The 24,120-nt window shown below is 70.6% G+C and carries 18 protein-coding genes; 8 read left to right on the top strand and 10 right to left on the bottom strand.

Translation table 11 applies throughout. From position 1 onward, the window contains the following. Nucleotides 1-38: 38 nt before the first annotated feature. Genes G5C60_RS18505 through G5C60_RS18520 form a run of 4 tightly spaced genes read right to left on the bottom strand, consistent with a single transcriptional unit; the run spans nucleotide 39 to nucleotide 3,612 of the window. Nucleotides 39-674 carry a response regulator gene (locus G5C60_RS18505; RefSeq protein WP_165260599.1) on the bottom strand — a complete coding sequence of 212 codons (636 nt, stop codon included), beginning with the start codon at nucleotides 672-674 and terminating at the stop codon, nucleotides 39-41. Beyond that, on the bottom strand, nucleotides 664-1,941 hold the full coding sequence (locus G5C60_RS18510) for a sensor histidine kinase (protein WP_165260601.1): 1,278 nt from the start codon (nucleotides 1,939-1,941) through the stop codon (nucleotides 664-666). The genes G5C60_RS18505 and G5C60_RS18510 overlap by 11 nt, the downstream gene beginning before the upstream one ends. Before the next feature lie 25 nt (nucleotides 1,942-1,966). Then, nucleotides 1,967-2,704, bottom strand: coding sequence for an ABC transporter permease (locus G5C60_RS18515; RefSeq protein ID WP_165260603.1), 738 nt, complete (start codon nucleotides 2,702-2,704; stop codon nucleotides 1,967-1,969). After that, nucleotides 2,701-3,612, bottom strand: coding sequence for an ABC transporter ATP-binding protein (locus tag G5C60_RS18520; RefSeq protein WP_165260605.1), 912 nt, complete (start codon nucleotides 3,610-3,612; stop codon nucleotides 2,701-2,703). Before G5C60_RS18520 ends, G5C60_RS18515 begins: the two co-directional genes overlap by 4 nt. Nucleotides 3,613-3,953: 341 nt before the next feature. Here G5C60_RS18520 and G5C60_RS18525 point away from each other — a divergent pair, with 341 nt between their 5' ends. The 4 genes from G5C60_RS18525 (at nucleotide 3,954) to G5C60_RS18540 (ending at nucleotide 11,404) form a co-directional block, all read left to right on the top strand. Further along, complete coding sequence (locus tag G5C60_RS18525; RefSeq protein WP_165260607.1) at nucleotides 3,954-5,924, top strand: ABC transporter ATP-binding protein; 1,971 nt, start codon at nucleotides 3,954-3,956, stop codon at nucleotides 5,922-5,924. Then, nucleotides 5,921-7,789 carry an ABC transporter ATP-binding protein gene (locus tag G5C60_RS18530; protein ID WP_165260609.1) on the top strand — a complete coding sequence of 623 codons (1,869 nt, stop codon included), beginning with the start codon at nucleotides 5,921-5,923 and terminating at the stop codon, nucleotides 7,787-7,789. The genes G5C60_RS18525 and G5C60_RS18530 overlap by 4 nt, the downstream gene beginning before the upstream one ends. Before the next feature lie 70 nt (nucleotides 7,790-7,859). Continuing rightward, complete coding sequence (locus G5C60_RS18535; protein ID WP_165260611.1) at nucleotides 7,860-9,641, top strand: ABC transporter transmembrane domain-containing protein; 1,782 nt, start codon at nucleotides 7,860-7,862, stop codon at nucleotides 9,639-9,641. Next, complete coding sequence (locus G5C60_RS18540; protein WP_165260613.1) at nucleotides 9,638-11,404, top strand: ABC transporter transmembrane domain-containing protein; 1,767 nt, start codon at nucleotides 9,638-9,640, stop codon at nucleotides 11,402-11,404. The genes G5C60_RS18535 and G5C60_RS18540 overlap by 4 nt, the downstream gene beginning before the upstream one ends. A 336-nt stretch (nucleotides 11,405-11,740) precedes the next feature. Here the strand turns inward: G5C60_RS18540 and panB are convergent, their stop codons facing one another. Beyond that, complete coding sequence (gene panB, locus G5C60_RS18545; protein ID WP_165260615.1) at nucleotides 11,741-12,619, bottom strand: 3-methyl-2-oxobutanoate hydroxymethyltransferase; 879 nt, start codon at nucleotides 12,617-12,619, stop codon at nucleotides 11,741-11,743. A 200-nt stretch (nucleotides 12,620-12,819) separates the two neighbouring features. Here panB and G5C60_RS18550 point away from each other — a divergent pair, with 200 nt between their 5' ends. From G5C60_RS18550 to G5C60_RS18565, 4 genes are all read left to right on the top strand, one after another. Further along, on the top strand, nucleotides 12,820-14,412 hold the full coding sequence (locus tag G5C60_RS18550) for an MFS transporter (protein WP_165260617.1): 1,593 nt from the start codon (nucleotides 12,820-12,822) through the stop codon (nucleotides 14,410-14,412). 108 nt (nucleotides 14,413-14,520) lie between these two features. Then, nucleotides 14,521-15,075, top strand: coding sequence for a TetR/AcrR family transcriptional regulator (locus tag G5C60_RS18555; RefSeq protein WP_420907384.1), 555 nt, complete (start codon nucleotides 14,521-14,523; stop codon nucleotides 15,073-15,075). Nucleotides 15,076-15,271: 196 nt separating this feature from the next. Next, nucleotides 15,272-16,312 carry an endonuclease/exonuclease/phosphatase family protein gene (locus G5C60_RS18560; RefSeq protein WP_165260619.1) on the top strand — a complete coding sequence of 347 codons (1,041 nt, stop codon included), beginning with the start codon at nucleotides 15,272-15,274 and terminating at the stop codon, nucleotides 16,310-16,312. 91 nt (nucleotides 16,313-16,403) lie between these two features. Further along, nucleotides 16,404-17,621, top strand: coding sequence for an MFS transporter (locus G5C60_RS18565; RefSeq protein ID WP_165260621.1), 1,218 nt, complete (start codon nucleotides 16,404-16,406; stop codon nucleotides 17,619-17,621). Between the two features lie 59 nt (nucleotides 17,622-17,680). Here the strand turns inward: G5C60_RS18565 and G5C60_RS18570 are convergent, their stop codons facing one another. From G5C60_RS18570 to G5C60_RS18590, 5 genes are all read right to left on the bottom strand, one after another. Beyond that, on the bottom strand, nucleotides 17,681-18,289 hold the full coding sequence (locus tag G5C60_RS18570) for a DUF4232 domain-containing protein (RefSeq protein ID WP_165260623.1): 609 nt from the start codon (nucleotides 18,287-18,289) through the stop codon (nucleotides 17,681-17,683). 210 nt (nucleotides 18,290-18,499) lie between these two features. Then, nucleotides 18,500-20,254, bottom strand: coding sequence for an NAD+ synthase (locus tag G5C60_RS18575; RefSeq protein WP_338145860.1), 1,755 nt, complete (start codon nucleotides 20,252-20,254; stop codon nucleotides 18,500-18,502). Between the two features lie 89 nt (nucleotides 20,255-20,343). Beyond that, complete coding sequence (locus G5C60_RS18580) at nucleotides 20,344-22,281, bottom strand: S53 family peptidase (RefSeq protein WP_165260625.1); 1,938 nt, start codon at nucleotides 22,279-22,281, stop codon at nucleotides 20,344-20,346. Between the two features lie 204 nt (nucleotides 22,282-22,485). Beyond that, nucleotides 22,486-23,109 (bottom strand): DUF305 domain-containing protein, encoded by a 624-nt coding sequence (locus G5C60_RS18585; protein ID WP_165260675.1) that lies wholly within the window; start codon nucleotides 23,107-23,109, stop codon nucleotides 22,486-22,488. Between the two features lie 26 nt (nucleotides 23,110-23,135). Beyond that, nucleotides 23,136-23,798, bottom strand: a complete 663-nt coding sequence (locus G5C60_RS18590; RefSeq protein ID WP_165260627.1) for a DUF3105 domain-containing protein — start codon at nucleotides 23,796-23,798, stop codon at nucleotides 23,136-23,138. Between the last annotated feature and the right edge of the window lie 322 nt (nucleotides 23,799-24,120).

Here is a 24,120-nt window from a genome sequence, read left to right on the forward strand (position 1 = left end):
GGGTGGGGCTGGGGAAGGAGCCCGCCGCAGGCGCCCCCCTAGCCCAGAATCCCCCGGTCGTACCCCACCGCCACCGCCGCCGCCCGGTCCTTGACACCCAGCTTGGCGTAGAGGTGGGTGAGGTGGGTCTTGACCGTGGCCTCGCTGATGAAGAGGACGCGGGCTATCTCTCGGTTGGACGTGCCCTTGGCGACCAGGGCGAGAACCTCGCGTTCCCGTGCGGACAGCGGCTCGTTGGCCGGGGCCCGGACCGCCGAGACCAGACGGGACGCCACCGCCGGCGACAGGACCGTACGGCCCTCCGCAGCCGCGCGTACCGCGGTGAACAGTTCGTCCCTCGGTGCGTCCTTCAGCAAGTACCCCGTCGCGCCCGCCTCGATCGCGGAGAGGGTGTCGGAGTCGGTGTCGTACGTCGTCAGGACCAGGACCTTCGCGCGAGCACCCCGGCGGGCCAGCTCCGCGATGGCCTCGACGCCGTTGCCGCCGGGCATGCGGAGGTCCATCAGGACGACGTCCGGGTCCAGGGACCGCGCCAGGGCCACGGCCTCGACCCCGTTCGACGCCTCGCCCAGCACCACGAACCCCGCTGCGGACTCGAACATGCCGCGCAGCCCGTCCCGTACGACGGGATGGTCGTCGACGATGAGGAGGGTGATGGCGGCGTCATCGGTCATGGCGCACCAACGGTACGCGAGCCGACACCGCCGTACCGTGCCCCGGTTCGGATTCGACGGTCAGCGACCCGGCGATGCGTTCGGCGCGGGCGCGCATTCCGTCGAGGCCGAAGCCGCCGTGGCCGTTGCGGGAGGGGAGGGCGAGAGGGTCGAAGCCGCAGCCGTCGTCGCGTACGTCGAGGACGACCTCGTTGCCCATGAAGGAGAGGGTGACGCCGAGGCGGCCGGCGCGGGCGTGCCGGGAGGCGTTGGACAGGGCCTCCTGGACGATGCGCAGCAAGGTCGCCGAGACCTCCTCGTGCAGGTGCTCGGCGGTGCCCGTGGTCGTGAACTCGGCGCGTACGCCCGTCCGTTCGCCCCACTCGGCGACCGTCTTCTTCAGCGCCTGGGGCAGCCCGTCGTGCTCCAGGGCGACGGGCGCGAGGTTCTGCACGGAGCGGCGGGCCTCGCCGAGGCTGTGGCGGGCGAGGGCGGAGGCGCGGTCGAGGTGGGTGCGGGCGGTCGGCAGGTCGGGGGCGTTCGCGACGACCTGGAGTTGGGCGATGATGCCGGTCAGGCCCTGGGCGATGGTGTCGTGGATCTCGGCGGCGAGCCGCCGCCGCTCGTCGGCGACGCCCGCTTCCCTTGCCTGGACGAGGAGTTGGGCGTGGAGGGCGGCGTTTTCGTCGAGGGCCTGTTGCAACGCGGTGTTGGTGCGCTCGAGTTCGGTGATGGTGGCGGCCCGGGCCTCGGAGCGGATCTCCTCCTGTTCGGAGAGGTGGGCGAACACCATCAGAATCGCGTTGTTGGCGACCAGGAGCCCGGCGAACACCGCCCACTGGATCCCGTTCTTCGGCGGCAGTCCGCCGGACTGCGAGCCGGCCATGACGATCGAGGTGAGGAACAGCGCGAGCCGCTGCCGACGTCTGCCCGGGATCAGCTTGTCGGCGTCGAAGTAGCCCATGACCGCGTAGAACGCGCAGAACGGGTTGATCCAGGTGAGGACGAAGGCGATCACCCAGCGCGCGATGTAGTACGTCGTCCCGGTCCGGGTGGGGACCAGTCCGCGGTCGGGCCGGCGGTGGCGGGTCCGGTCCCACCACACCTGGAGCCCAAGAGCGGCGATGACCAGGACCCCGCCCACGGCCCACTCCACGGGACTGCCCAACAGCTCGGCGGTGACGGCCGAGAGGGCTGTGGAGATACCGAGCAGCCCGTACGGACCCCAGGTGTGGAACTGCTCCCACCGCTTCTCGATCTGCCGGTCCTGATTGTCCGCCGCGGTCATCTCCCCAGTCTGCACGGCTCGCCGCCTACTCCCAGCGGAACCAGCGCGCGGCCGCCGCCGTGAGCAGCACCGTCCAGGCGACGAGCACCCCCAGGTGGTCCCAGCTCGGCCAGTCCCCCGCCGCCGCCTCGTTCAGGGCCTGCGCGGCGGCGCCGAACGGGGTGAACTCGACGACGCGGGCGAGGACGTCCGGCATGGTCTGGACGGGCAGGTAGACACCCGCGCAGAACATGCTCGGGAAGAACACCGCGGTGCCGACGGCGGTCGCGACCTTCGAGGTGCGCGCGAGCGCCGACAGCAGGGCGCCCAGGGCGAGGGCGACGGCCACGGCGAGCAGCAGCGCCAGTACGTAACCGAGGGGCTGGCGCGGCAGGTGCACGTCGAACACGATCCGGCCCACCGTGAGCGCCAGCAGCGCCGACAGCAGGGCGGCGGCGCCGTGCAGCCCCATGTGCGCGGACAGCAGCGCGCTCGGGCGCACCGGAGTCGTCGACATACGGCGCAGGATGCCACGCTCGCGATAGCCGGTGATGCCCGGCGGCAGGGACTGCAGACCGGCCACGATCATGCCGAGGAGCACGGTCACCGGTACGTACGTGTCGATGAGCCGGATGCCGCCGAGCTCCTCCTGGGCGGTCCGGAACGACGGGATGCTCCCGAGGATCACCAGCAGCAGGGTGGGGAACGCAAAGATCCAGAAGTGGGCCCCGGGTTCACGGCTGAAGAGCCGGGCCTCGGCCTTCAGGACGGCGGTGCTGCTCATCGTGCGACTCCCGTCAGATCGAGGAACGCGTCGTCCAACGTGGCGTCGGTGACGCGGAGTTGATGGGCGGTGATGTGCTGCCGGGCGAGCATCGTGATGACGGCGTTGACGGTCTCGTCGGTGCCGCCGAGCGTGATCCGGCCGTCCTTGGACTCGACGGAGGCCACGGCGGGCAGCGCGGCCAGCTCGTGTTCGTCGAGCGGCGCCGAGGGCGTGAAGCTGATGACGGTGGAGTTCGCGGCGCGGCTGATGAGTCCCTGGGGTGTGTCCAGTGCGGCGATCCGGCCCTGGTCGATGACCGCGATCCGGTCGCACAGCCGCTGTGCCTCCTCCATGAAGTGGGTGACCAGGAGGACGGTGACGCCGTTCGCGCGGATCTCCTCGATGAGTTCCCAGGTGTCGCGGCGGGCCCGCGGGTCGAGGCCGGTGGTCAGCTCGTCGAGCACGACGACCCTCGGATCGCCGATCAGCGCGAGCGCGATGAACAGGCGCTGCTTCTGGCCGCCGCTGAGCTTCCCGAAGCGGGTGTCCAACTTGGCGGTGATGCCCAGGCGTTCGGCGAGCGGGCGCCAGTCGGCGGGGCTCGGGTAGAAGGAGGCGTACAGCTCCAGCGCCTCGCGGACGGTGAGTTTCTCCTGGAGTTCGCTCTCCTGGAGCTGGGCGCCGAGGACGCGGCTGACGGCTTCGTGGTCGGCGACGGGGTCGAGGCCGGTGACGCGTACGCGGCCCGTGTCCGGGATCCGCAGGCCTTCCACGCACTCGACGGTGGTCGTCTTTCCGGCTCCGTTCGGGCCGAGGATGCCGAAGATCTCCCCCTCCTCCACGGCGAAGGAGACACCGTCGACGACGGCCCTGCCGCCGTACGACTTGCGCAGTCCGGTGACTTCGATGACGGGTTCGGTGGTCATGCTCCGAGGGTCCCGGGCGCCGGGGTGCCGCACATCGGCCGTCTCGCTCGAAGGGGCATCGACCGATCGGTTGATGCGGGAGTACGACTCCGCGGGGTCCGGTGCGGTACCGCGCCCCTTTAGGGGCGCGGGGCTGTATCAATGTGCGGCTCCGCCGCGTGGGCGCGCGACCAGCCCCCACCGGCCCGCACCCGCGGCGGAGCCCGCATATCGCCACAGCATCACCGCACCTCCAGCGGAGCGTCTCCGCAGGCCGGGCCGGTCCTAGGACCAGCGGACCAGCGCAGGTCCGGCCAAAACTCGGTGGGCTCTGTCAGTGCCGATCCGTAGGCTCACTCATGATGGCCACCACACCCGCAGTCACCAAGGACAAGGACCTCCCCGACCCATCCACGCCGGCCGGCCCTCCCGACGGCGACCGTTCCGTCGTACGGATTCTGCTGCGCCTGTGGCCGTACGTACGGCCTGTACGGGCCCGGCTGTTCACGGCGGCGTTCGTCGCGATCGTCGCGTCGTGCACCGGGCTGGTGATCCCGCTCGTCCTGAAGTGGCTCGTGGACGGGCCGGTGGCCGACCGCGACACGGGCGGGGTGTGGCTCGGCGCGCTGTACCTGTTGCTGCTCGGGCTCGCCGAGGCGCTGCTCTTCGGGCTGCGGCGGTGGCTGGTGGCACGGCCGCTGGCCGGTGTCGAGGCGTCGATGAGAGCGGATCTGTACCGGCATCTTCAGCGGCTGCCGGTCGCCTTCCACGACCGCTGGGCCTCGGGCCAGCTGCTGTCGCGGGGCACGACGGATCTGATGCTGCTGCGCATGTTCCTGGCCTTTCCGCTGACGTTCCTGCTGGTCAACGGCGTGACCATCGTCGTCGGCGTCCTCATCATGCTGGCGCAGGACTGGACGCTCGGTCTGGTGATACTGGGGCCCGCCGTGCCCGTGATCGTCGTGTGCGTCGTCTTCGAGAAGCGGTACGCCGACGTGGCGCGGCTCGCGCAGGACCAGGTGGGCGATCTGACGACGGTCGTCGAGGAGAGCGTCCTCGGGATCAGGATCATCAAGGGGTTCGGGCGGCACCGCAGCCAGGCGCGGAACTTCCGGGAGCTGTCCCGGACCCTGCGCGGCACCGAGCTGCGCAAGGCCCGGCTGCTCGCCGCGATCTGGGCTGTCATAGTGACGCTGCCCGAGCTGGCCATCGGGGCGGCGCTCGTCCTCGGGACCGTGCAGGTCGCGGACGGCGCGCTGTCCGCGGGAACGCTCGTCGCCTTCCTCTCCACCGCACTGGCGCTGCGCTGGCCGGTCGACTCCATCGGGTTCCTGCTGGCCATGACCCAGGAGGCGGCGACGGCGACGGAACGGTATTTCGAGGTGATGGATTCGGAGCCGGAGAGTACGGAGAGTACGGCCGTGTCCTCGGGGAGTACGGAGCGTACGGCTGTGCCCTCGGGGAGTACGTCACTGTCCAAGGACGCCCCGGTGGACGCCGCCGCGGACGCCCCTGTGGGCGGCCAGGGCGGTCTCCGGTTCCACTCCGTGTCGTTCCGCTACCCCGACGCCCCCGCCGACGCTCCTCCCGTCCTCGACCGGATCGACCTCCACATACGCCCCGGCGAGTCCATGGCCCTCGTGGGCGCCACCGGCACGGGCAAGACCACACTGACCGCCCTCGTCCCGCGCCTCCACGAGGTGACCGCCGGACGCATCACGCTCGACGGCCGGGACATCACCGAGATGCCCCGGGAAACGCTGCGCGAACTCGTCGCCGTGGCCTTCGAGGAGCCCACCCTGTTCTCGGCGTCCGTCAGGGAGAACGTCCTCATGGGCGCCCGACCGGACGCGGGGCAACGGGAGGTGGAGCGTGCCCTCGCCATCGCCCAGGCCGACTTCGCGCACGCCCTCCCGCGGGGCATCGACACCCAGGTCGGCGAGCAGGGCCTCAGCCTCTCCGGTGGCCAGCGGCAACGGCTCGCCCTGGCGAGGGCGGTCGTGGGCCGCCCCCGCTTCCTCGTCCTCGACGACCCGCTCTCCGCCCTGGACGTTCACACGGAGGCCGCGGTCGAGGCCGCCCTGCGCCGCGTACTCGCGGAGACGACCGCCCTGATCGTGGCCCACCGCCCCTCCACGGTCCTGCTCGCCGACCGCGTGGCCCTGCTCTCCGGCGGCCGGATAGCCGCGACCGGCACACACCACGAGCTGCTGCGCACGAACGCCGAGTACGCCCATCTGATGTCCGGCGCGGAACACCCAGAGACAGGGCATCCGGGAGCGGCGGAGCACCCAGAAGCGGACGGCACAGACGAGGAGGAGGACTACCGATGACCGCGGCGCCCACGACCACCGCGCCGAACCAGGACCCGCGCAAGGACCGGCCGGCAGGCGACCCCCAGGACACCAACGACCCCTTCGACCGCGACGCCCTCCCCACTCCCCCGGGCGCGACCGCCGCCCTGCTGCGCTCCCTGCTCGCCCCGATGAAGGCCCGCGTCGCCGTCACCTCCCTGCTGCTCCTGCTCCAGCAGGCGGCGGTGCAGGCGGGCCCGCTGCTCGTGGCGTACGCCATCGACCGTGCCGTCCCCGCGTTCCGGGACGACCGGCACGGGCCGCTGATCGCGGTGGCGGTCGGGTATCTGCTGTGCGCGCTGGCCTCCGGCGGGCTCCAGTACGCGTTCATCACCGCGTCCGCGCGCGTCAACCAGGACGTGCTGCTCGACCTGCGCGGCCGGATCTTCCGTCATGCGCAGGCGCTGAGCATCGACTTCCACGAGCGCTACACCTCGGGCCGCCTCATCTCCCGCTCCACCACGGACGTCGAGTCCCTGCGCGAGCTGCTCGACGAGGGTCTGCAGGAACTCGTCACCGTCATCATCTCCTTCGTCTACATCTCGGCGATGCTGCTCTGGCTGGACCTGGGCCTCGGCGCGGTGGCCGTGGCGTCGTTCGTGCCGCTCTACCTCTTCATACGGCGCTACCGGCGCCGTGCGGGCCGTATCTACGCCGTCCGCTCGACCGCGATCGCCGCCGTGATCGTGAAGTTCGCGGAGACGATGAACGGGATCCGGCCGGTGCGGGCGTTCCGCCGCGAGGATGCGAACGACAAGGAGTTCCGGGTCCTCAACCACCGGCACGAGCGCAAGAACGGCGACGCGCTGCTGGAGATGGCCCGCTACGTCGTCAAGTCCCGGCTGGTCGCCAACACGACGGTCGCGGGGATCGTGCTGTGGGGCGCGTACCGGGTGGCCGAGGACTCGCTCGCGCTGGGTGTCCTCGCCGCGGCGGTCCTGTATCTGCGGCGCCTGTACGACCCCATCGACCGGCTGGGCATGTTCCTCAACTCCTACCAGTCGGCGGCCGCCTCACTGGAGAAGATCGCGGGTCTGCTCGCCCAGACCCCGACGGTGCCGGAGCCCGCCGAGCCGCGGTCGCTGCCCGATCTCGCATCCGAACACCCGGGCCGTGAGGTCGTCTTCGAGAGCGTGCGGTTCACCTACCGGACGGGCGGTGAGGTGCTGCCCCGCTTCGACCTGACGCTGCCCGCCGGGCAGACCGTCGCCGTGGTCGGCTCGACGGGCGCGGGCAAGTCGACGCTCGCCAAACTCCTGGCCCGCTTCTACGACCCCTCCGCGGGACGCATCCTCCTCGACGGCGTCGATCTGCGCGAGCTCGCCGTACCCGAACTCCGGCGCGGTGTGGTGATGGTGACCCAGGAGGCCTTCCTCTTCTCCGGCACGGTCGCCGAGAACATCGCCATCGGCCGTCCCGACGCCGGCCGCGAGGAGATCGAGCACGCCGCGAAGGCCATCGGCGCCCATGACTTCATCAGCGCCCTGCCCGAGGGCTACGACACCGACGTACGCAAACGGGGTGGCCGTATCTCGGCAGGTCAGCGCCAACTCGTCGCGTTCGCCCGGGCGTTGCTCGCCGACCCGGCGGTCCTGATCCTCGACGAGGCGACCAGCTCCCTGGACATACCCGGCGAACGGGCCGTCCAGCGCGCCATGTCGACCGTCCTGCGGGGCCGCACGGCCGTCGTCATCGCGCACCGTCTGTCAACGGTGGAGATCGCCGACCGGGTGCTGGTCATGGAGCACGGGCGGATCGTGGAGGACGGCTCCCCCGCCGAACTCGTCACGGCGACAGGCAGGTTCGCGGATTTGCACCAGGCGTGGCGGGACAGCCTGGTCTAGCGACGGGGCGTACGGGCGGTCACTGACACCCAGCGGTTCACAGAGGGTCGACGGGGAGGACGGGCAGAGGGTGGGGCGGACGGTCGACACGTACGGGGATCCGGGGACGCCCGACTGTCGAGGCGGCGGCTGGTATCTGTGGTGGCTGGTCAGGAGCCAGCCCGGCCGGTCCGCCGCCGGTGCGCTGCTGGCCAGCGTGTGGTTCGTACTGATGGCGCTCGCGCCGTACCTGCTGTCCCGTGCCATCGACGACGGCCTGGAGCCGGGCGACCGGACGGCGCTGACCGGCTGGGCCGCCGCGCTGCTCGGCATGGGGGCGTTCAACTCCTGGCTGAGCATCATGCGGCACCGCACGATGACCAGGCTCCGGATGGACGCCAACTTCCGCACGGTGAAGGTCGTGGTCGGGCACGCGGTCCGGCTGGGCGCCGCGCTGTCGCGCCGGGCCGGGGCCGGGGAGGTCGTCACGATCGGTGTGGGCGACGTCCACACGATCAGCAACGCCCTGACCGTGGTCGGCCCCGGGGTCGGCGCGGTCGTGACGTACTTCGTCGTCGCGGGGCTGCTGCTGTCGGTCTCACCGCTGCTGGCCGGGGTCGTCCTGCTCGGCATCCCCGTGATGGCCGTCGTGGCCGGTCCGCTCCTGGGACGGTTGCAGGGCGCGGAGACCGCGTACCGCGAACGGCAGAGCGTGCTGACGGCGCGGATCAGCGACCTCGCGGGCGGCCTGCGCGTCCTCAACGGCCTGGGCGGCAAAGGCCTGATGGCCGACGCCTTCCACCGGGACTCGCAGCGGCTGCGGGAACAGGGGTACCGGGTCGGGGCCGTGACGAGTTGGCTCCAGGCCCTCGGCGTCGGACTGCCGACGGTGTTCCTCGCCGTGGTGACCTGGCTGGCGGCCCGGCTGGCCGCCCAAGGGAAGCTCACCGTGGGCGAGTTGGTGTCGGTATACGGCTATGTCGCCGTCCTGGTACCGATGGTGGCGGTCTTCGTCGAGTGGGCCCATGGGATCAGCCGCGGCCTGGTGGCGGCGCGACGCGTCGTGGACTTCCTGCGGCTGGAGCCGGTGCCGGACATCGGCACGCTCGACGCGCCCGCGGAGCCGTCGGTGCTGCACGACCCGGAGTCCGGTGTGCGGGTGGTGCCGGGCCGGCTGACCGCGCTGGCCGGTGCCCGTCCCGCCGAGTCCGCGGCCGTGATCGACCGCCTCGGCCGGTACGCCGAGTCGTCGGCCACCTGGGGCGGCGTACGCCTCGACGAGATCGAACTGGCGCAGATCCGCGAGCGGATCCTGGTCGCGGACAACGAGGCCGACCTGTTCGCGGGCACGCTGCGGGAGCTGGTGTCGGGCAGCCGGGACCACGACGAGCGGGACCGTGGTGAGGAGGACATCGCGCGTGCCGTGCACGCGGCTGTGGCCGACGACATCGTCCAAGGCCTTCCCGACGGACTCGACTCGGCCGTCGACGCGCAGGGCCGCAGCCTGTCCGGAGGCCAGCGGCAGCGCGTACGGCTCGTACGGGCGCTGCTGGCCGACCCCGAGGTGCTGCTCGCCGTCGAACCCACCTCGGCGCTCGACGCCCACACCGAGGCAGCCGTCGCGGACCGCTTACGGGCCGCGCGCTCGGGCCGTACGACCGTCGTCGCCAGCACCTCACCGCTCGTACTCGACCGGGCGGACACCGTGTACTACCTGGTCGACGGCAAGGTCGCGGCGAGCGGCAGCCATCACCGGCTCCTCGACGAGGAGCCCGGATACCGGGCGCTCGTGGCCCGGGACGCGGACGTGGACGTGGGCGTGGAGGAGCGGGACACGGACGTGGACGTGGACGTGGAGAAGGTGGTCCGGTGACCGTCGGGTCCTCTGGTCAGCTGCCCGTCGCCGAGCCGGTCGATGTGCGGCGGGCGGTGGGACGGCTGATCCGGGCGGACGGACGGGCCTTCGCCACCGTGCTCGCCCTCAACTCGCTGGCCGCCGCCGTCGGACTCGTCGGCCCCTGGCTGCTCGGCCGCATCATCGACGAGGTCCGGGCCGGCGGTGGCGTGGACGTCGTGGACCGGCTGGCGTTCGTCATCCTGCTGTGCGCACTGGCGCAGCTGCTGCTGGCGCGGTGGGCCCGGTATGTGGGCCACCGGTTCGGGGAGCGGACGCTGGCGCGCGTGCGCGAGGACTTCGTCGAGCGGGCCCTGTCGCTGCCCGCCTCGGTCGTGGAGCGGGCCGGTACGGGTGATCTGACGGCCCGGGGCACCGCCGACGTCGCCGCGGTCGGCACCACCCTGCGCGATGCCGGTCCCGAGCTGCTGATCTCCTCGGTCCAGTGCCTGTTCATCATCGGCGCGGTCTTCGTACTCGATCCGCTGCTCGGCGCCTGCGCGGTGCTCGGTCAGGCAGGCATCTGGTTCGTCCTGCGCTGGTATCTGCGCCGGGCGCGCACCGCGTATCTCGCCGAGGGCGCCGCCACGTCGGAGATCGCCGAGATCGTCGCGGCCACCGCCGCCGGTGCCCGCACGGTCGAGGCCTTCGGCTTGCAGCGGCGGCGGATCACCGCGAGCCGAGAGGCGCTGGAGACGTCCCGTCGCACCCGGATGTACACGCTGTTCCTGCGCTCCGTGTTCTTCCTGGTCGTGGAGGTCTCGTACGTCGTCCCCGTGGTCGGTGTGCTGCTGGCGGGCAGCGTCCTGCATGAGCGGGGCCTGATGAGCCTGGGCGCGGTGGTCGCGGCGGCCCTGTATCTGCGTCAGCTCGAGTCGCCGCTCGACACGATCCTGATGCGGGTCGAGCAGTTGCAGAGCAGCGGCGCGTCGTTCGCCCGCGTGGAGGGGCTCGGGCGGGCGCCGCGGGCCGCGGGCCGCGCAGGGGGTTCTCCCACGCCGGCGCCGGTGGACGACCGGATCGACGTCGTCGGGGTGCGGTACGCGTACGACCGCGGGGGTGAGGTTCTGCGCGGCGTGGATCTGACGGTGCGGCCCGGGGAGCGGCTGGCTGTGGTCGGCCCGTCCGGCGCCGGCAAGACCACCCTGAGCAGGCTGCTCGCCGGCATCGATGCGCCGAGTTCCGGGACGGTGACGGTGGGGCGGGTGCCGATCGCCGCGCTCGGCCCCGAGCAGTTGCGGCGGCAGGTCGTTCTTGTCACCCAGGAGCACCACGTGTTCCTCGGCACGGTCCGTGACAACCTGTTGATCGCTGAACCGGGCGCCACGGACGCCGAGTTGTGGGCGGCGCTGTCGGCTGTCGGCGCCGACTGGGTGGCGGAGCTGCCGGGCGGTCTGGACACCGAGTTGGGCTCGCTGGGCGGCGGCGCCCATCGCGCCGACGGTTCACAGGCGCAGCAACTGGCGCTGGCCCGTGTGGTGCTGGCCGATCCGCATACGTTGATTCTCGACGAGGCCACGGCGCTGTTGGATCCGGCCACCGCGCGGCACACCGAGCACGCCTTGGCGGCCGTGCTCTCCGGCCGCACGGTGATCGCTATCGCGCATCGCCTCCATACGGCGCATGACGCGGATCGGGTGGCCGTGATGGAGGCCGGCTGTCTGAGCGAGGTGGGCACGCACGAGAGTCTGGTGGCGGGGGGTGGGGCGTATGCCGCGCTGTGGCGGTCTTGGCACGGTTGAGCGGTTTGGGTTCGTTGTCTTGTGCGGGTGTGTGGGTGGCTGGTCGCGCAGTTCCCCGCGCCCCTGGGTTCGTTGGGGGTCGGGGCCGTGGGCCGGTGCGTCAGCCCGTCGCAGGGTGGGCATACGGCCCGGTGTCGGTACACGGCCCTGGTGACCTGAGACCGAACCTACGCGACGGGCATACGACGCACCGACCCACGCCCCCTCCCGCCGGTGGGCAAGTGGTGGGCACGTCGTGGCTGAGGGCTCCGGGAGCGCCCCTTTAGGGGCGCGGGGAACTGCGCGACCAGCCACGACGGCGCTGCAGCCGACAACGAACCCAACCGCCGGAGGCAATCAGTGGACGGAGTGTTCGTTCTCGGGGAACGTTCCGCCGACGACGTCCTCGGCGAAAGCCTTCGCGGCGTCGCCCATGACCGACCGGAGGTCGGCGTACTGCTTGACGAAGCGGGGCATCTTGCCGGCCGTGAGGCCGAGCATGTCCGTCCAGACGAGGACCTGCGCGTCGGTGTCGGGACCCGCGCCGATACCGATCGTCGGAATGTGCAGGACGCGCGTGACCTCCGCGGCCAGCTCGGCCGGAACGAGTTCGAGGACGACCGCGAACGCGCCGGCGTCCTGGACGGCCTTGGCGTCGCGGAGGAGCTGCTGGGCGGCCTCCTCGCCACGGCCCTGGACGCGGTAGCCCATGGTGTTCACGGACTGGGGGGTCAGGCCGACGTGCGCCATGACCGGGATGCCGGACTCGACCAGCAACTCGATCTGGGAGTGCGAGCGTTCACCGCCCTCCAGCTTGACGGCGCCCACACCCGCCTCCTTCACCAGGCGCGTCGCCGAGCGCAGGGCCTGGACCGGGCCTTCCTGGTACGAGCCGAAGGGCAGGTCGCCGACGATCAGGGCCCGCGAAGTGCCCCGTACGACCGCGGCCGACAGCATGGTCATCTCGTCGAGTGTGACGGGTACCGTCGTCTCGTACCCGAGGTGGCAGTTGCCCGCCGAGTCGCCGACGAGCATGACCGGGATGCCGGCCTCGTCGAAGACGGACGCGGTCATCGCGTCGTACGCGGTGAGCATGGGCCACTTCTCGCCGCGCTCCTTGGCGGCGCTGATGTCGCGGACAGTGATGCGGCGAGTGCCCTTCCCGCCGTACAGCGCCTTGCTGCTGTCGGGGGATCGTCCCGCGGACTGATTCAGTGCAGGCGAGAGCTGCGTCATCGCAACGGCTCCTTCTGTCATCTCGAGGCGCCCTGACGGCGTCCCCGGATCCCCTCCATGGTGGCACCTCGTGCCACAGAACGGCTAGGGGGCTCCCGCCGCGGCCCGTTGTGACGGCTGCGACTTGCGCTGCGTAAGCTCTCGGTAAAAGATTTTAGATACGAGACCGTCTCGTATCGTTATTCGCTAGCCTCGACAGCATGACTACTCCCGCCGTTCCTGACTCCCGTGTACCGGAAGCCGTGCATCGGCGTCGTTGGGCGATCCTCGGCGTACTGATGCTGAGCCTGCTGATCGTCGTGCTCGACAACTCGATCCTGAACGTCGCGATCAAGACGATCTCCACGCCCGCCCCGACCGGCCTGGGCGCCACGCAGAGCGAGCTCGAGTGGGCCATCAACGCGTACACGCTCGTCTTCGCGGGGCTGCTGTTCACGGCCGGGCTCCTCGGAGACCGGCTCGGGCGCAAGAAGGTGCTGCTCGGCGGGCTCGCCGTCTTCGGAAGTGCCTCGGCGCTCGCCGCCTTCTCGGGATCGCCGGAGCAGCTCATCGGCTTCCGCGCCCTGATGGGGCTCGGCGCCGCCTTCGTGATGCCCGCCACCCTCGCCGTCCTCATGAACGTCTTCGAGCGGGACGAGCAGCCGAAGGCCATAGGTATCTGGGCGGGCGGTGTCGGGCTCGCCATCGCCATCGGGCCCATCACGGGAGGGGCGCTTCTCGATCACTTCTGGTGGGGATCCGTCTTTCTCGTCAACGTGCCCATCGTGATCATCGCGGTCGCGTTGATGGTGGTGCTCGTTCCCGACTCCCGCGACCCGAAGCCGGGGCGGATCGATCCGGTGGGTGTGCTGCTGTCCGTCGTCGGGCTCGTCCTGCTGGTGTACGGCATCATCAAGGGCGGCCAGCTAGCCGACTTCGCCGATGCCGCGGTGCTGGCGACCATGGGCGCAGGACTCGCCGTACTCGTCGGCTTCGTCTGGTACGAGAAGCGCAGCGACCATCCGTCCATCGACGTCAGGTACTTCAAGAACCGGGTCTTCTCGGCGGCGATCTCCGCCATCGCGCTGGTCTTCTTCGCGCTGATGGGTGTGACCTTCTTCGCCGTCTTCTACACGCAGACGGTGCGCGGTTTCTCGCCTCTGCAGACGGGGCTGCTGATGCTGCCGCTGGCCGCGGCGCAGCTCGTGTTCGCGCCGCGGGCCCGGCTGGTCGTCGACCGCTTCGGCAACAGGGCCACGACCGCCGGCGGCATGCTGCTCCTCACTGCGACGCTGGCCGCGTTCACCCTCTTGGAGGCGGACACGCCGATCTGGATCCTGGAGGTCATCTTCTTCCTGATGGGCACCGGGATGGCGCACGTCATGACGCCCACCAGTGTCGTGATCATGCAGGCGCTGCCGCGGGAGAAGGCCGGTTCCGCCTCCGCGCTCAGCAACACCTTCCGCCAGGTCGGCGGCGCCCTGGGCATCGCCGTACTCGGTTCGGTCCTCTCCGCGGCGTACCGCTCGGGCATCGAGGACAAGCTCACCCTGCTGCCCGCAGGCCTTCGGCACCACGCGGGCGAGTCCATCGAGGCCACGCTCGGTGCCGCAGCGAAACTCGGCCCCGAGGGCAAGGCCCTGGTCGGCCCGGCGAACGATGCCTTCCTGCACGCCATGCATGTCACCGCCCTGTGCGGAGCCGGTGTCGCCCTCGTCGGCACCCTGGTCGTGGCGCTGTTCCTGCCGGGCCGGAACCCGGCCCCGCCCCAGCCTAAGGACGAGGGAACCGAGCTGGTGGGCGCCGAACACTGAGAGAATCGATCCCGTATCGGGCGGCGGACGAACGGAGTTGGCGTGGACCTCGCGGCGCAGGAATCCGGACGTGACGGGCCGGTGAGAGGGCGTCCGCGCAGTGAGAGCGTGGAGCGTTCGATCATCGACGGCGTCATGAAGCTCCTGGAGGACGGCGTCCCGCTCGCGGAGATCTCCATCGAGCGGGTCGCCCGCACCGCCGGTGTGGGCAAGGCCACCATCTACCGCCGCTGGAGCGGCCGCGAGGAGCTCTTCTGCGACGTCATGCGTGTCGCCGAGCAGTCCGAGACGGAGCTGCCCGGCACCTCGGTGCGCGACGACCTGATCGCCCTCCTCGAGTCGCTGCGCAGGCGCGGCCTGGCCAACCGCACCTCGGCGCTCGTGCACAACGTCTTCGCCCAGATGAAGAGCAGCCCCAAGCTGTGGAAGGCGTATCACGCGAACGTCGTCGAGCCGCGGCGCCGGCTCACCTTCGAGGTGCTGCGCCGCGGGCAGGAGAGCGGCGAGATCCGTTCCGACGTCGATCTGGAGCTGATCGGCGATCTGGTCGCCGGTCCCATGCTCCTGCGCACCGTCATGCGCCCCGAAGCCGAACTCCCCGACGACCTCGCCGCGATGATCGTCGACACCGTTCTGGAGGGACTGCGCCCCGCCAAGGAGTGAAACCCGGCCGGCCCCTGAGTGAATGTGCGTGTTTCGTCACAGACGGCTTCCGCCGGGCCGGGGTTCGGAACTCCGTATGCAGGCCAGTACGTCAACGTCCCAGTACGGCCGTCGTGGGACGGCGGGAATGGACGCGATCATCCCCTAGGGTTTTAGGCGCGGGGATGGTGTGAACGGCATGTAGTGAGGCGACGGTATGGCGCAGGCGTATGTGACGGAGACGGGAAGCGGCGGCCAGGGGCCGGACCGCAGAGGGACCCGGCTTCGGCGCCTGTTCGACTCCGTGCGCAGCGACCGCCGTATCTGGCGTCGCGGCATCGTGCTCGCCGTGTTCGCGGTCCTCCTCGCCCTCGTGATGATTCTGCACGCGCAGATCCCGAACGCCCTCGGCAACCTCGGCAGTCTCAACGAGACCTTCCTGCCCTGGCTGGGCGTCGTCTTCATCCCGGTGCTGCTCGTTCTCGCGCTGATCCGCCGGTCCGCGACCGCCCTGATCGCCGTGCTCCTGCCCGCGATCGTCTGGCTCAACCTCTTCGGCGGGCTCATCGGCGACAAGACCGGCGGCGGCGGCGACCTCACCGTCGCCACGCACAACGTCAACGCGGACAACGCGAACCCGTCCGGCACCGCCCGCGACGTGGCCGCGTCCGGCGCCGACGTGGTGGCTCTGGAGGAGCTGACGGAGACGGCGGTCCCGGTGTACGAGAAGGCCCTCGCCGCGACGTACAAGTACCACTCCGTGCAGGGCACCGTCGGCCTGTGGAGCAAGTACCCGCTGAGCGGTGTCAACGAGGTCGACATCAAGCTGGGGTGGACGCGCGCCATGCGGGCGACCGTCACCGCGCCGGGCGGGCAGGTCGCGGTGTACGTCGCGCACCTGCCCTCGGTGCGGGTGAAGATCGAGGCCGGGTTCACCGCGCGGCAGCGCGACAAGAGCGCCGACGCGCTGGGTGAGGCCATCTCCGACGAGAAGCTGTCGAGGGTCGTCCTGCTCGGCGATCTGAACGGCACCATGAACGACCGTTCCCTCAACGCCGTCACCGCGCAGATGCGCTCCACGCAGGGCGCGGCGGGCAGCGGCTTCGGGTTCAGCTGGCCGGCGTCGTTCCCGATGGCGCGGATCGACCAGATCCTGGTGAAGGGCGTCGAGCCGGTCACCTCGTGGACGCTGCCGGAGACGGGCAGTGACCATCTCCCGATCGCCGCCCGCGTGAAGGTTGCGGCAACCGGCTCGTAACCCGTGGGAATACTGGGCCTGAGAGAGTTTGTTCCGCACGTGAACATATGATGTACGGAACCCCGCTCGCTCTCCCTTGAAAGGCCCTCTCATGCCCCTGGCCCTGCTGGCCCTCGCCGTGGCGGCCTTCGGCATCGGTACGACCGAATTCGTCATGATGGGCTTGCTGCCCGACGTCGCCGAAGACCTGCACATCTCCATCCCCACCGCCGGGTATCTCGTCTCCGCGTACGCGCTGGGCGTCGTCATCGGTGCCCCGCTCCTTGCCGCGGTCACGGCGAAGATGTCCCGCCGCAAGGTGCTGATCGGCCTGATGGTCCTGTTCGTCGCGGGCAACGCGCTCTCCGCACTCGCCCCCGACTACCACTGGCTGCTCGCCGCCCGCTTCCTGAGCGGTCTGCCGCACGGCGCGTTCTTCGGTGTGGGAGCCGTCGTCGCCACCGGCATGGTCGCCTCCGAGCGCAAGGCCCGCGCGGTCTCGCTGATGTTCCTCGGCCTGACCGTCGCGAACATCGCGGGTGTGCCCGTCGCGACCCTGATGGGCCAGGCCCTCGGCTGGCGGTCGACGTTCCTGGGCGTCAGCGTGATCGGCCTCGCGGCCATCGTGTCCCTGGCACTGCTGCTGCCCCGCGACGGCTCGCACGCTCCCTCCGCCGGGCTGCGCGGCGAACTGGCCGCGCTCAGGTCGCTCCCGGTCTGGCTGGCCCTTGGTACGACGGTCGCGGGCTTCGGCGCGCTGTTCTCGGCGTACAGCTACATCACGCCGATGCTGACGGACTCCGCCGGGTACGCCGACTCCAGCGTGACGCTGCTGCTCGCGCTGTTCGGCGTCGGCGCGACGGCGGGCAATCTGCTCGGTGGCCGGCTGGCCGACCGCTCGATGCGGGGCACGCTGTTCGGCGGCCTTGTCTCGCTGGCCGCGGTCCTGGCCCTCTTCCCGGTCCTGATGGGCACGGCGTGGAGCGCGGCCCTGGCGGTCGTGCTGCTCGGCACGGCGGCGTTCGTCACCAGCTCCCCGCTCCTGCTGATGGTCATGGAGAAGGCGTCCTCGGCCCCGTCGCTGGCGTCCTCGGCCAACCAGGCCGCCTTCAACCTCGCCAACGCCGGCGGCGCCTGGATCGGCGGCCTCGCCCTCGCGGCGGGCTTCGGCGTGACCTCCCCGGCGCTCGCGGGCGCGGTCCTCGCCGTGCTGGGCCTCGGGGTCGCGGCGGTCGCGTACGGCGTCGACCTGCGCCGGGGAACCGTCCGCGCCGGTCGCCTGGTGGCCACCCACGTGCCGCAGCGGGCGCAGACGGCTGCTCGCCGCTGACCGCTGGCCGCGGCCCGGCGGACAACCGTCCGCCGGGCCGCACCGCGTGTTCGCCGGAGTCACCAGGCGAGGGCGTCCTCCACATCGGTCTGCCAGTAGGTCACCTCGGCGCTGCTGTCGACGAAGACGGAACCGCCGGGCAGTTCGACGTCCGTGCCGTCCTCGTTGCCTTGGATGAACACCTCCAGGGAGTTCTCCACGCGGCCGTGGGAGCCCGAGCCGTCGGCCGCGGACGTGGTGATACCGGCGTACGCGCTCTCTCCCGGGGCGAGGACGGGGACGGACTGCGGTTTGCTCGCCTCGATCTGCGGGGTGGCGGCCTGCGAGTCGCCGAACTTCAGGAACGGGAAGCCCGAGAGCTTGCAGTCCACCCCGGCCCCGTTGGTCGCCGTGAGCAGCAGATGGTTGACGGGCCGTTCGACGCTCTGGACGGAGAACACCGTCTTGTTGATGTCGCAGTCTCCGATCGGCTCTCCCTTCGAGCTTCCGTCGGCCGTGTTGCTGCCGGCCGTGCTGCTTAAGCCTGCGGCGTCGGCCTTGTCTCCGGCTGTGCTGCCGGTGGCCTCGCTCCCACTGAACGCGGTGGTCAGGGTCAGGGCGGCGACAGTCAGCACGGAAGCGGAGACGGTGCGGACGGTACGGCCGCGACGGTAAGCGGTGACACTCATGGGCGATCTCCCCTGACGGGATCGGCGGTTGACCGGCCGGCGTCATCACCGGACCGGCCCTTTCACGGACCCGGCCATAAGTCTCACGAAACGCCACTTCTAAACACACACGCTTAAACGCGCATGTAAACGCACACGCCCCGCAACTGTGCGCTGACGCCTCTCACCGACGCTCCCGACTCACGCGTTCTCGGCTCACGCGTTCTCGGCTCACACGTTCTCGCGCCACCGGTTCGTGATCGGCAGCCGGCGGTCCTTGCCGAAGCCCTTCGCCGAGATCTTGGTGCCCGGCGGGTACTGGCGCCGCTTGTACTCCGCCGTGTCGACCAGCCGGAGCGTCTTCGTGACCAGGTCGTGGTCGAAGCCGGCGGCGACGATCGCGTCGGCGCCCGCGTCACGGTCGACGTACAGCTCCAGGATCGCGTCCAGGACGGAGTAGTCCGGCAGCGAGTCGGTGTCGACCTGGTCCGGGCGCAGCTCGGCGCTCGGCGGCTTGGTGATGGAGCTCTCGGGGATCGGCGGGGTCTGGCCGCGCTCGGCCGCCGCCCGGTTCCGCCACTTCGCGAGCCGGAAGACCGACGACTTGTACACGTCCTTGATGGGGCCGTACGCGCCCACCGAGTCGCCGTAGAGGGTCGAATACCCCACCGCGAGCTCGGACTTGTTGCCCGGCGCCAGCACGATGTGGCCCTCCTGATTGGAGATCGCCATCAGCATCGTGCCGCGCAGCCGCGACTGGAGGTTCTCCTCGGCGAGACCGGTGAGCCCCAGCGACCCCATGTAGGCGTCGAACATCGGCTCGATCGGTACGGTCCGGAAGTTGAGCCCGGTCCGCCGCGCCAGCTCGGCCGCGTCGCCCTTGGAGTGCTCCGAGGAGTACTTCGACGGCATCGAGACCCCGTACACGTTCTGCGCCCCGAGCGCGTCGCAGGCGAGCGCGGCCACGAGGGCGGAGTCGATGCCGCCGGAGAGCCCTATCAGCACGGAGCGGAAACCGTTCTTCGCCACATACGCCCGCAGGCCCACCACGAGCGCCGAGTACACCTCCTCGTCGTCGTCGAGCCGCTCGGCGTATCCACCGGCGTGCTCGGGCTCGTACGCGGGCACCGGCTCCTCGGAGATGACGAGGTGGTCGATCCGCATCCCGTCGTCCACGACGCCGGACGGGGCCTCGGCCGCGGCGGCGGGCAGCTCGAGGTCGAGGACGATGCACCCCTCGGCGAACTGCGGGGCCCGCGCGACGACTTCACCGTCCCGGTCGACGACGATCGAGTCCCCGTCGAAGACGAGTTCGTCCTGCCCGCCCATCATGGCGAGATACGCGGTCGTGCACCCGGCCTCCTGGGCGCGCTTGCGCACCAGCTCCAGGCGCGTGTCGTCCTTGTCGCGCTCGTACGGGGAGGCGTTGACGGAGATCAGCAGCCCGGCTCCGGCGGTCCGTGTGGCCGGCACGCGGCCGCCGTCCTGCCAGAGGTCCTCGCAGATGGCGAGGGCCACATCGATTCCGTGGACCCGCACGATCGGCAGGGTGTCGCCGGGCACGAAGTAGCGGAACTCGTCGAAGACTCCGTAGTTCGGCAGGTGGTGCTTGGCGAAGGTGAGCGCAACCTCGCCGCCGTGCAGCACGGCGGCGGCGTTGCGCGGAGCCCCGGGAGGCTGACCGAACTTCGGCTGGGCGGCCTCGGACCGGTCGAGGTAGCCGACGATCACCGGCAGCTCCCCGAAGCCCTCGTCGGCGAGCCGCGCGGCGAGGTTCCTCAGCGCCGCGCGGGACGCCTCGACGAAGGACGACCGCAGGGCCAGGTCCTCGACGGGATACCCGGTCAGCACCATCTCAGGGAACGCCACCAGATGCGCTCCCTGCTCGGCGGAGTGCCGGGTCCAGCGGACGATCGCCTCGGCGTTCCCGGCGAGATCGCCGACGGTCGAGTCGATCTGATTCAGAGCGAGGCGTAGTTGAGGCACGCGGTCCAGTGTAATCGTCAGAGCGACGCGATGGCTGTGGCAAGCCCCACGCCCGCCCCTCCGCGAGGGACGGGCGTGGGGTGCCGGGATCAGCGGCGGTACGACCGCACGTAACCGGAGGCAGGAGTGCCGACCCCCGTGACGTCGTCGTAGCCGCGTACGGCCGTCAGTGAACTGTCCTTGCCGAGGCTGCGGACCGAGGTGGCCAGCCCCTCGGACGCGTCGAAGGAGTTCACGAAGTCGACGCGCGCCACGGCGAGAGGGGACCCCGTGGGGTCGTCCGTCACGTCGTGGTACGCCTTCGAGCCGTACTTCCCGTAGATGGCCGGGTTGGCGAAGCCGATCGGCTTGCCGCCGCGTGCCTCCTGGGCCAGGGCCTGGACGCCCGCGATCACCGGCGCGGCCAGCGAGGTGCCGCCGAGGCGGTACTCGCTGTACTGCTGCGATCCGTCCGGGAAGGTCTGCGTCTGGCCGACCTTGAAGCCGGTGTTGGGGTCGGCGACCGCCGAGATGTCCGGCACCGTGCGCATCGGCGTGGCACCGTTCGCCCCGGCGAGCGAGTCGGGCACGACACCCTTCTGGTAGAAGGGCTGCGGCACGGTCCTGCTGGTGCCGCCGCCCGCGCCCGAGGTGAACGCGCCGGGGAAGTCCGTCCAGCTCTTGCCGTCGTCCGACAGCGTGGCCTTCTCGGTGCCCCAGCCGGTCTCCCAGAGGTACGCGTCGTCCTTGCCGACAGCGAGGGAGGTGCCGCCGACCGCCGTCACCCACGCCGAGTTGGCCGGGGTGTCGACCTGCTTCGTACCGGTGTGGGCGACCTCGTCGCCATTGTCGCCGGAGGAGAAGTAGAAGCCGATGCCCTGGACCGCGCCCAGCTCGAAGACCTGGTCGTACGCGGCCGCGAGGTCCGGCGTCTGGTTGGCCTCGATGTCGCCCCACGAGTTGGAGACGATGTCGGCGAGGTGACTGTCGACGATCTTGCCGAGTGAATCCAGCAGATCGTCGTCGTAGCAGGAGGCGGCGCCCACGTACGTGATGTCCGCGGCGGGCGCGAGCGCGTGCACGGCCTCCACGTCGAGGGTCTCCTCGCCGTACCAGCCCGCCGCGCCGCACTCCTTGGTCCTCGTGTACTTGCCGGGCAGCACCTGACTGAGCTGACCGCTGCCGTAGGCCGCGTCGCCGTGCTTCTTCGCGTAGGTGGCCGCGTCGAAGGCGATGGTCGGCGAGGCGTACGCGTCGGTGATGGCGACCCGCACCCCCTTGCCGGTGCGGGTGCCCGCGCCGTACGCGGCCCGCAGCTGCCTGCCCGTGTAGCCCTCGACGGCGTACGGGATCTTCGTGCCGTACGCGTCCGGCAGGGTGCTCGCCACGTTCGAGCCGTGGTACGAGGAGAACGGCCCGGAGTTGCGGAACACCGCGTCCGGCGGCGGCAGTTGGTCTTGGTGGCTCGCCTTGTGGGGGGCGTTGTCCAGGCCGGTGACGGTGAGGACGGCGCCGTTCAGGTCCGCCGGGGCCGAGACCGCCGACGCCGGCGCCCGGTAGGTCTTCGCTCCCTTGGTGTAGTTGTGCAGCTGCGTGCCGAACGCCTTCTCGGCGGCGGCCACTTCACCGGTCACCGAGACGTAGTGCCGTGTGGTGCCGGTGACCTTCAGGCCCGCCGACTTCAGCCAGGCCTTCACCGCGGCCACCTGGGTCCTGGTCGCTCCGAAGCGTTCCTGCGCCTGCCCGGCGCTCAGGTACTTCCCGTACGAGGCCGACTGCGGGTCGGACACGGCCTTGGCGTACGCGGTCAGTCCCGCCGCGTTCCGGCCGGCGAGGTAGACCCGGGCGGAGACCCGGGAGCCGTCGGCCGTGGCTCCCTTGTCCGCCTTGGCCGTGGCCCACAAGGGCCTGGTGCCCTGGAGCGGGTCACGGCTGTCCGGGCCGGCGGCGTGGGCCGCGGGTATACCGAGCGCCAGTGCGCCGGCGAGCAGAGGCAGTGTCGCCGCCATGCTCACACCGGCGCGCACGGTGGCGCGTTTGGATCTCATGAAGCCCCCTGCGATGCGGTTCGTGCGAGTGGATCACCCGCCGGTGATCACTCTCCCGATGAACCGTTCATGCCAGGGGAATGCCGGGGCATGGGATGGGCCAAGAAGCTCCCATGCAAACGTATGGGGCCCCAAAGAACCGTAACCACAAGGGATTCGGGGGACGTTCAAGCGATTTGGGGGAGGTTGCCGCCCTGCGGGGCGCTACGCAGAAGGCTTCGCCCCGCGCTCCTTGAGGAGGTCGGTGATCAGCCCCATCTCCGACTCCTGGGCCTCGACCATGCCCTGCGCGAGGCGGCGCTCGACACCGACCTCGCACCGCTTCACACAGCCCTCCGCCATGTGCACGCCGCCCATGTGGTGGGCGTACATCAGCTGGAGATAGCGGATCTCCGCGTCCTTGCCGCTCGCCTCGTTCAGGGACTTCAGCTCGGTGTCGGTCGCCATGCCCGGCATCAGCGCGCCGTCCTCACCGGACGCCATGTCGCCCATGCCCATCCACGTCATCGGCGGGTCCGCCGACACCTTCGGCAGCTCCCACAGGTCCAGCCAGCCGATCATCATGCCGCGCTGGTTGGCCTGCGTCTGGGCGATGTCGTACGCGAGGCGGCGTACGTCCTCGTCCTTGGTGCGGTCGCGCACGATGTACGACATCTCGACGGCCTGCTGGTGGTGGACCGCCATGTCGCGCGCGAAGCCCGCGTCCGCGGAGTCCGCGGACGGGGCCTTCATGGCGGAGTCGTCGCCGTCGGCGACCGCGTACGTGATCCCCCCGGCCGCCACGAGGACGGCCGCTGCGGCTCCGGCGATCCAGCCCAGGTGCTTCATCGTCCTCACGGCTTCCTGACGGCTTCCTACTTCGAGAGCCCGCCCGTGCAGGCGGCACCCGGCTCAGGGGTCTGCTTGCCCTGTACGTACGTCTCGAAGAACTTGTTCACGTTCGGGTCGCTCGCGCTCGTCACCGTGCGCTGCTTGCCCCACGCGGAGAGCATGATCGGGTCCTTCTGGTCCTCGACGGGGCTCATCAGCGAGTACGGCGTCTTCTCGACCTTGTCCGCGAGCGCCTTCACATCGGCGTCCGACGCCTTGTTGTTGTACGTCACCCAGACCGCGCCGTGCTCCAGCGAGTGCACGGCGTTCACGTTCTTGATCGCCTCGGTGTAGACGTCGCCGTCGCAGTTCATCCACACCTGGTTGTGGTCGCCGCCGACCGGCGGGTTCATCGGGTACTTCACGTCACCGCTGACGTGCGTCTGGGACAGCTTCTCGCTCCAGGACCTCACGCCGTCCGTGCCCGCGACGAACTTCCCCTTCGCGCTGTTCGACGAGCTGCTGCTGTCGTCGTCGGACTGCGAGCTGATCAGGTACGCGCCGCCGGCCACGAGACCGGCGACGATCACCACGCTCGCGGTGATCGTGAGGATCCGGTTGCGGCGCTCGCGGGACTTCTCGGCGCGGCGCATCTCCTCTATTCGCGCCTTGCGCGACGCGGAGCCGGTTTTCTTCGCGGAACCCATGGTGAGTCCTTAGGGGCCTTGGGGGAGGGACGGTCGGGTGGGATTGATCGTAGTCCGGCCGGACGGGGCATATGTAGGGCCCCTGTCCGACGGCCGCACATTTCGCGCCCAGGCCCGGCCTCCCGCCCCGCCTGCCCCCGGCCTCTCACGGCCTCCATGGAGAAAGTGTGGGGGCCGGGCATTACAGGGACTCGGGTGAGCAGGCAGTATGGGCAGCAGAGCAGGACACCTGACGTACGCGAGGCGTTCAGACCGTGGTCGGCCGCCCGATCAAGGTCGGCAACGCGCACGAAATGGTGTTGTGGTGTGATGCTCAGGTGCT

The organism is Streptomyces scabichelini (assembly GCF_011045015.1).
GTDB lineage: Bacteria > Actinomycetota > Actinomycetes > Streptomycetales > Streptomycetaceae > Streptomyces > Streptomyces scabichelini.

Excerpts from the sequence above, each read along its gene's own strand:
- G5C60_RS18505 (WP_165260599.1), bottom strand. The coding sequence starts at position 674 with ATGACCGATGACGCCGCCATCACCCTCCTCATCGTCGACGACCATCCC.
- G5C60_RS18510 (WP_165260601.1), bottom strand. The coding sequence starts at position 1,941 with ATGACCGCGGCGGACAATCAGGACCGGCAGATCGAGAAGCGGTGGGAG.
- G5C60_RS18515 (WP_165260603.1), bottom strand. The coding sequence starts at position 2,704 with ATGAGCAGCACCGCCGTCCTGAAGGCCGAGGCCCGGCTCTTCAGCCGT.
- G5C60_RS18520 (WP_165260605.1), bottom strand. The coding sequence starts at position 3,612 with ATGACCACCGAACCCGTCATCGAAGTCACCGGACTGCGCAAGTCGTAC.
- G5C60_RS18525 (WP_165260607.1), top strand. The coding sequence starts at position 3,954 with ATGGCCACCACACCCGCAGTCACCAAGGACAAGGACCTCCCCGACCCA.
- G5C60_RS18530 (WP_165260609.1), top strand. The coding sequence starts at position 5,921 with ATGACCGCGGCGCCCACGACCACCGCGCCGAACCAGGACCCGCGCAAG.
- panB (WP_165260615.1), bottom strand. The coding sequence starts at position 12,619 with ATGACGCAGCTCTCGCCTGCACTGAATCAGTCCGCGGGACGATCCCCC.
- G5C60_RS18550 (WP_165260617.1), top strand. The coding sequence starts at position 12,820 with ATGACTACTCCCGCCGTTCCTGACTCCCGTGTACCGGAAGCCGTGCAT.
- G5C60_RS18560 (WP_165260619.1), top strand. The coding sequence starts at position 15,272 with ATGGCGCAGGCGTATGTGACGGAGACGGGAAGCGGCGGCCAGGGGCCG.
- G5C60_RS18565 (WP_165260621.1), top strand. The coding sequence starts at position 16,404 with ATGCCCCTGGCCCTGCTGGCCCTCGCCGTGGCGGCCTTCGGCATCGGT.
- G5C60_RS18570 (WP_165260623.1), bottom strand. The coding sequence starts at position 18,289 with ATGAGTGTCACCGCTTACCGTCGCGGCCGTACCGTCCGCACCGTCTCC.
- G5C60_RS18580 (WP_165260625.1), bottom strand. The coding sequence starts at position 22,281 with ATGAGATCCAAACGCGCCACCGTGCGCGCCGGTGTGAGCATGGCGGCG.
- G5C60_RS18585 (WP_165260675.1), bottom strand. The coding sequence starts at position 23,109 with ATGAAGCACCTGGGCTGGATCGCCGGAGCCGCAGCGGCCGTCCTCGTG.
- G5C60_RS18590 (WP_165260627.1), bottom strand. The coding sequence starts at position 23,798 with ATGGGTTCCGCGAAGAAAACCGGCTCCGCGTCGCGCAAGGCGCGAATA.